This is a genomic window from Hahella sp. HN01 (assembly GCF_018986435.1).
Classification (GTDB): domain Bacteria; phylum Pseudomonadota; class Gammaproteobacteria; order Pseudomonadales; family Oleiphilaceae; genus Hahella.
Genome location: NZ_JAHMIN010000042.1, coordinates 44,433 through 51,335 on the forward strand (window position 1 = coordinate 44,433; position 6,903 = coordinate 51,335).

5 protein-coding genes are annotated in these 6,903 nt (G+C 53.7%); 1 reads left to right on the top strand and 4 read right to left on the bottom strand.

Features of this window, described 5'->3' with window-relative positions; translation table 11 throughout:
- Nucleotide 1: 1 nt before the first annotated feature.
- From KP814_RS27870 to KP814_RS27885, 4 genes are all read right to left on the bottom strand, one after another.
- The gene (locus KP814_RS27870; RefSeq protein WP_216739830.1) at nucleotides 2-1,912 is read right to left on the bottom strand and encodes a dipeptide/oligopeptide/nickel ABC transporter permease/ATP-binding protein; all 1,911 of its coding nucleotides are present in this window, start codon (nucleotides 1,910-1,912) and stop codon (nucleotides 2-4) included.
- Nucleotides 1,909-2,856 (bottom strand): ABC transporter permease, encoded by a 948-nt coding sequence (locus tag KP814_RS27875; protein WP_216739831.1) that lies wholly within the window; start codon nucleotides 2,854-2,856, stop codon nucleotides 1,909-1,911. The genes KP814_RS27870 and KP814_RS27875 overlap by 4 nt, the downstream gene beginning before the upstream one ends.
- Before the next feature lie 556 nt (nucleotides 2,857-3,412).
- A complete protein-coding gene (locus KP814_RS27880) occupies nucleotides 3,413-4,981 on the bottom strand; it encodes an ABC transporter substrate-binding protein (protein WP_216739832.1) in 1,569 nt (522 codons plus the stop codon).
- Between the two features lie 288 nt (nucleotides 4,982-5,269).
- Entirely contained in the window at nucleotides 5,270-5,707 is a 438-nt protein-coding gene (locus KP814_RS27885) for a DoxX family protein (RefSeq protein WP_216739833.1), read from the bottom strand.
- A 109-nt stretch (nucleotides 5,708-5,816) separates the two neighbouring features.
- Between KP814_RS27885 and KP814_RS27890 the strand changes: the two genes are divergently transcribed.
- On the top strand, nucleotides 5,817-6,737 hold the full coding sequence (locus KP814_RS27890; RefSeq protein WP_216739834.1) for a LysR family transcriptional regulator: 921 nt from the start codon (nucleotides 5,817-5,819) through the stop codon (nucleotides 6,735-6,737).
- Nucleotides 6,738-6,903: the final 166 nt, after the last annotated feature.

The following is a 6,903-nucleotide window of genomic DNA, read 5'->3' on the forward strand; positions in this document are numbered from 1 at the left end:
CTCATGGGGCCGTTTTCCATAGCGGTTTGATACAGCGGGCGAAACGATTTTCGCCCAGTGGTCGTAAGCGGATATCGCCGTTCCGACAGTCACCTTCCGCAAAAGGGCACCTATCCGCGAACGCGCATCCTGCGGGCAGGTTATTAACCGCGGGAGGAGAGCCGGGAATGGCGGGCAGGCGATCTTGGTTTCGACCAGGAATCGGGACGCAATTGATGAGCAGGCGAGTATAGGGATGGGCGGGCTTGTTCAATACTTCTCCTGCGGCGCCGACCTCCACTATGCGTCCAGCGTACATGACCGCCACACGGTCACAGATTTCGGAAACGACGCCAAAGTCGTGGGTGATGAACAAAAGCGCCGCCGCCTCATTTTGTTTGCGCTGCTGGTTCATCAATTTCAACACCTGAGCCTGTACCGTGACGTCCAGAGCGGTAGTGGGTTCGTCCGCCACGATGATCTGTGGATGATTGGCGAGAGCCATGGCGATGCAAACCCGCTGTCGCATGCCTCCAGAAAGCTCATGGGGATAGCTGTGCGCTATTGACGCGGCGTTGGGAAGGCGCACTTGTTCCAGCAGGCTCACAGCGGCGCGCCACGCCTCCCTATGAGAATAAGGTTGGTGCGCTTGAATCGCCTCTGCGACTTGGGCGCCGACACTAAAAAGCGGGTGAAGACTGGAGAGAGGGTCCTGGAATATGTAGGCGATTTCCCCGCCTCTGAGCGCCTGTATGCGATGCAGTGGAAAAGAGAGTAGATCTTCCCCACTCCGCCAGATCTGGCCGCTTACGATGCGTCCTGGGGGCGTAGGCGCCAATCTGAGCAGAGACATCGCCGTAACGGATTTACCGGAGCCGGATTCGCCTACCAAACCCAGGCATTCCCCCTTACCCAGCTCGAAGCTGACGCCGCCTACCGCCTTGTAAATGTCCGTCCCAACAAGAAACTCGGTCTGTAAATTTCGCACCGCCAGGGCGTCCTGCGTCGCACTGATGTCTGGGGCTGGTGAGCTTTTAGCATCAGCGCTCTGTACTTCCGTCATGGCGGAGGGGCGTGTCAAAGAGCCTGACTTTAATTTGGGATCAAGCACATCTCTGACGCCATCGCCAATCAAATTGACGCTCATGACCAGCGCAAAGATCATTAGCCCGGGAATCACGGACACATGCGGCGCTGTAAACAGCAATTTGCGTCCCTCCCCCAGCATGGCGCCCAGATCCGCTTGCGGCGGTTGCGCGCCCAAACCGAGAAAACTGAGCCCTGCGGTTTCCAATATCATCCAGCCCAGGGTTGTCGACATGGTGATGACGATGATGGGAGCTACATTAGGCAGTATTTCCGTAAGCAGAATGCGCACAGGACCTTTGCCGGAAAGCCTGGCGGCGTCGACAAAATCCCGTCTTGTCAGGCTCAACGTGACGCCGCGGATATTGCGGGCGAAGAATGGAATATTCACCAGGGCGATGGCGTAGAGAGCGTTTGATAACCCCGGCCCTAATGCTGCGACGATCGCCAGCGCCAGTAAAATATAGGGGAAAGCCATCAGCATATCGACGCCGCGCATCAACACATTATCCGTTCGTCCGCCTGCGAAACCCGCGATCAAACCCAATGCAGAGCCGATGACGGAAGCGATCAGCGTGGCGGATAAACCCACAGAGATGCTAACGCGGGCTCCCCATATCAAACGAGAGAGGAGATCTCTTCCCAGATGATCCGTTCCCAATAAACGGCCTTCGCTTAATGGACGCAGTAAACGCTCCGCCGGGGCAGTGTCGTTCGGCGCTGATAACGGAAGTATGGGCGCCACTAGAGCGATGACCGTTACTAGCAAAAACAGGCAGAGCCCGAAAAAGGCAATGTGGTTATGCCGTAATAGTTTCCAGGCGCTGGGGCGAGATGAGCGAGTCATGAGGTCAGTCTTGGATCGAGTCGATGCTGCGCAACATCCGCAGCCAGATTAAAAAGGACGTATGAGGTGGCGACCACCAATACTCCCCCTTGAGCGAGCAGAATGTCCCGGGTGGCGATCGCCTGCACCAACATGCGACCTATTCCGGGCCATTGGAATACGGTTTCGATATAGACTGCGCCGCCAAGTACGAAGCCAGCCTGAATGCCCAATACAGGGATAATGGCGACCAGCGCGGCCTTAAAAGCGTGGCGATAGATCACGCGGCGCTCATTCAGTCCCTTGGCGCGAGCCGTGCGAATGTAATCCTGCCGCAGTACCTCCAACATGGCGCCTCGGGTTAGGCGGGCGATAACGCCGGTTGCGATGACCGCCAGCGTAATGGCCGGTAACGCGAGATGGGAGAGCAGGTCCTGAATATCGCCACCGCCGTATATCGCGTTCATACCGCTGGCCGGCAGCCATTGCAACTCGACGGCGAAAACCAGTATCAGCAGCAGCCCCAGCCAGAATGACGGCGTTGAAATGCCAATCAAAACCAGCAATGTGATCACTCTGTCAGTCCAGCTGAACTGGCGCGCTGCAGAGACGATTCCCGCCAATAGTCCGAACAGAGAGCACAGCAGAAAGGAGGCGCCGGCGAGCGTCAATGTGGCGCTGAAGCGCTCTAAAACCTCATCCAGAACGGGGCGATTCAAGCTGTAAGATCGGCCTAAATCTCCTTGCAGAATGTGTCCCAACCAGATTAAATATTGTTCAAATAGGCTATGATTTAACCCTAACTGACGGTTAATTCGTGCGATATTTTCAGGCGTTGCATAGGCGCCGAGAATTGCGGTGGCGGGATCTCCCGGAATCATGGCCATGATCAAGAAGACGATCGCGGTCATTCCGAACAGGACAGGAATGACGAAAAGGAGACGTTTGGCGATATAGCTCCACATGGGGGGTTAGAGTTGTTCTTTGACGATGGGAAAATGGAAGACGGAATGTGACAAAAAATCTCGTTTCATCCTGCATTTTTCCTTACAAGAAATCTTGTGAGTGCTCGGAGAGTTTGAAGGGGAATTTTGGTCAAAAATGGGGTTTGGAGAGGCCTCTTTTCCATTGCTCATTGAAAGGGTCCTTTTGAAGTCCTGATTTGAGGTGAGATAACTTGGTTTCAGGTCGTTATTTCTTCATTTCTATAATGGCAAAAAGTGTTTTTTCGCTCGTTTTTTGAACATGTTTTATGGAGTTAATAACTGAAATTTTCCTCAAGGGAAAAATTTTGCCGATTTAACTTGGCGTTAAATATTTCCGCTATGAAAATAACTTAAAAGATAACTGGCTGAATTTTTAATAATTTAAAATTAAGTTTATAACTTAATGTTTTTATTTCGTTTATTTCTCTAAAACGTAACGATGACGAATCGTCATCACAGAAATGCAATTTTTTCTTTGAAGATGTGACCAATATGAATTTTTAAAGATCTGCCGGTTAGAAAATCCTGATAAATCTCATAGCTTTTTCACCTCTCTTAAATCCAGAAAAAATGAAGGCTGTAACCTGAAGTTTTTAACGCGTGACTGACTGACGGCGTTTTGTTTCCAGTTGGCGATAAAAGCCCAGGGGGCGTCTTCTTGTACGATGACCTGCATTTCTTTGTAGAGTGCGGCTCTCTGGTTTTGGTCTGTAGCGCGACGCGCTCGTTCAAGCAGATCATCCACTTTGGGGTTGGCGTAGTAACCGGAGTTGAAACCGCCCTTATCCGGCCAGGCGTCGCTGCGTAATGCGAGATAAGGCAAGGTATCGGGGTCGTTGGTCATCCAGGCCATTTCCGCCATATCGACGCCTTCCGGTAATCCGGGATTCACTTTGCTGAGAAAGGTATTCCACTCATAAGTCTCTATCTTTATATGAAGACCCACTTTGGCGAGGTCCGCCTGAATCGCCGCGCCCATGGCGACGGGCTCCAGCATCCCTGAACCCCCTTCCGTCACGTAAAAAGTAAGCTGCGCGCCTTCGTGTCCCGCCGCTTTGATTAGTTCGCGCGCCTTGTTGGGGTCATATGCGTAAGCGTCCAGATTTGGGTTATACGCCCAGGCGAAAGCGGGCGGGATGGGTCCTTTGGCGACTTCTGCGGTGCCTTGCAACACGTTTTCCACCAGCGCTTTCTTATCAATCGCGTAGTTGATCGCCTGACGCATACGGCGATCCGCCAAGGGACCTTTTTTGTTGTTGAGAATGAGAAACCATAAGTGCGGTCCCGCCTGCTGATAAACCTGGAATCCAGAATCTTTCTCGAATACGGTCAGATTATCCGGCGGGGTTTCCACCATGAGGTCTACGCCGCCTGAGAGCATTTCCGCCATACGCGTGTTGGCGTCGGTGATGGGTCGGAACACCACTGCTTCCAGAGGCGGTGCGCCGCCCCAGTATTTGTCGTTGCGGACAATAACGACCTTGGCGTTGCTGACCCACTCGGCAAAGTGGAACGGGCCGGTTCCCGCCGGATGACGACCATAATCCTTACCGTACTTTTTCACTGATTCGGGTGAGATTATCAGACCGGTTGGATAGGCTAGGTTGGAAAGAAACGGGGCGTAAGGTTCTTTTAATTCAAATCGAACGTGGAGGTCGTCAATCGCTTCCACCTTCTCTATCGGACTGAAGAAAAACGCCAATGGAAAAGGGCCGGTGTCATGATAAGGATGTTTTTCGTCAAGCATGCGCTCGAAATTGAACTTTATCGCCTCTGCGGTGAGAGGCGAGCCGTCATGAAATTGCACGCCTTTGCGCAGACTGAAGGTGTAAGTCTTGCCATCGTCGCTGATCGTCCAGGACTCCGCCAACGCCGGCTCCACCTCCAAGGTTCCATCCTTGAAGCGCACCAGCCCGTCATAGAGATTGATCAGTATGCGAAAGTCATTGAGAGCCGTGACGGCGTGAGGATCCAGAGATTTGGGCTCGGCGATCTGGCCGACCACTAAAACATTGGCGGGAGTCTGCGCCACGCTGGGCGAAGTTAATGTAATGAGTAAGAGGCAGCAAACGAGGACGCGCAGTACGCCCGACAGCCGGTCCATGAATCCCTCCTTGTGCGGAAGCGTTACGTTCGCGTCTCCGCGCCTCTCTCCTTCCTGCCCATCCGCTTGAACGTCACTGACGACGTTCGGCATGGCGCTGAGAGGCTCGGTACTGTCCCTGACGCAGCCTTATTACACCTTAAAGAACATTTCCCACAACCTCAATGCCTTAACGCCGGATGAAACAAGTCGCCGACAGGAGGTCTATAACACGGGGTCTTGAGGATGGATCTTTGAAGCCGCTGAGGCCGTCCTGTTGCTGCGACGGCCCGTCGGTAGCGAAAGCGATTAGCGGTTTCTTCCATCCAGACTGAAGCGCCCGGCCCCAAATGCCGCGATTTGCAATAATCCTCCGGCCATGGCGATGTTCTTGAAGAAATGAATGAACTGGTTCTGATCGCCAAGCTGATTATGAAAAGCCAGGGCGGCTGCGACAGTGAAACCCGCCAGTATGAGCGCAGTAGCGCGGGTGCGGTAACCGGCGATCAAGGCTATTCCTCCAGCCAGCTCCACCAACACTGCGGCGGCGAAGCCCAGGCTGGCGAATGGCAAACCGGCGGACTCGATATAAGCGATGGTTCCCGCCGGCGCGCTGATCTTGGCGATGCCTGAAAGAACAAAGATGATGCTTATAAGCACTCTGCCAACGAGGGCGGAGACGGAGGCGATATCGAAAGCGCCGTTAATGGAATGAGCTGAATTCGCGTTGTGGGTCAGTTGAGTCATGTTGGCTTGCTCCAGTAATGAGTGTCGTTGCTTGATGGAACCACTATATTGCGACTACTCTTTTCGCAAAACTGGGATAATTTCAGTCATTTTATTCGAAAAATTAGGCATGTTATCAAACCCTGGCGCACCGACCCTGGATCAACTGAAAGTGTTTTTGGCCGTGGTGGAAGTGGGCAGTTTCGCTGGCGCTGCGCGTAAACTGCATCGAGCGACCTCAGTGGTCAGCTACTCCATCGCCAATCTGGAATCCCAGCTGGGCGTGCAGTTATTTGATCGTCATGCCACGCGAAAACCTCAGTTGACTGACGCAGGACGCCTGGTCCTGTCGGAAGCGCGGCTGGTGCATAACGGCGTCAACAGCTTGCGCGCCAAGGTGAAAGGGTTACTGCAAGGCCTGGAGGCGGAGGTGCGTCTGGCGGTGGACGTGATGTTGCCCTCCAGCAGAGTGGTGGATGCGCTGAAGGCGTTCCGCGAGCAGTTTCCTACCGTATCTCTGAATCTGCGGGTAGAAGCTCTGGGCGGCGTTACACAGCTGGTGCTAAATGGCGAAGCTTCCATAGGCGTCAGTGGACCTCTCAATCCGGTGTTGGACAGGGTGGAAAGAATCAGCGTGGGATCTGTCGCTCTTATTCCCGTCGCCGCGCCTTCACATCCTCTGGCGACGGCGGGGCGCAATGCCCCTGGCGCGGGCAGAGAGCATACTCAGTTGGTCCTGTCTGATCGCTCTTCCCTGACCCGCAATCAGGAATTTGCGGTGATCAGCGCCCATACCTGGAGGCTGGCGGATCTGGGGTCGAAGCATATGCTGCTGAAAGAAGGGATTGGTTGGGGAAACATGCCGGAACCGATGGTGAAGGAAGACCTGGCGAATGGGCGGTTAGTGCGTTTGGATATGCCGGACGCAGCCTCCGTCACTTATCCGTTTGATGTCATCTACTTGACGGAAAACCCGCCAGGACCTGCCGCCGCCTGGCTTATCGACAGGCTGGCTCAGCAGGTCGTTGTGGGTGACGACGGCGCGACTTAAGCGGACTTCCATCGGCGATATTAATCCGGCATCGATATAGGCATTCTATGCCGCATATTTGATGCTTGGGTGGTTAAAGTATTTTTTCACCCTCGAAGGCTTCTTTTGCAACATACACATATGGGATCGAACTTTCTTTTTGAGATCCCCTTTCTTTCGTGCCGGC

Excerpts from the sequence above, each read along its gene's own strand:
- KP814_RS27880 (WP_216739832.1), bottom strand. The coding sequence starts at position 4,981 with ATGGACCGGCTGTCGGGCGTACTGCGCGTCCTCGTTTGCTGCCTCTTA.
- KP814_RS27875 (WP_216739831.1), bottom strand. The coding sequence starts at position 2,856 with ATGTGGAGCTATATCGCCAAACGTCTCCTTTTCGTCATTCCTGTCCTG.
- KP814_RS27870 (WP_216739830.1), bottom strand. The coding sequence starts at position 1,912 with ATGACTCGCTCATCTCGCCCCAGCGCCTGGAAACTATTACGGCATAAC.
- KP814_RS27885 (WP_216739833.1), bottom strand. The coding sequence starts at position 5,707 with ATGACTCAACTGACCCACAACGCGAATTCAGCTCATTCCATTAACGGC.
- KP814_RS27890 (WP_216739834.1), top strand. The coding sequence starts at position 5,817 with ATGTTATCAAACCCTGGCGCACCGACCCTGGATCAACTGAAAGTGTTT.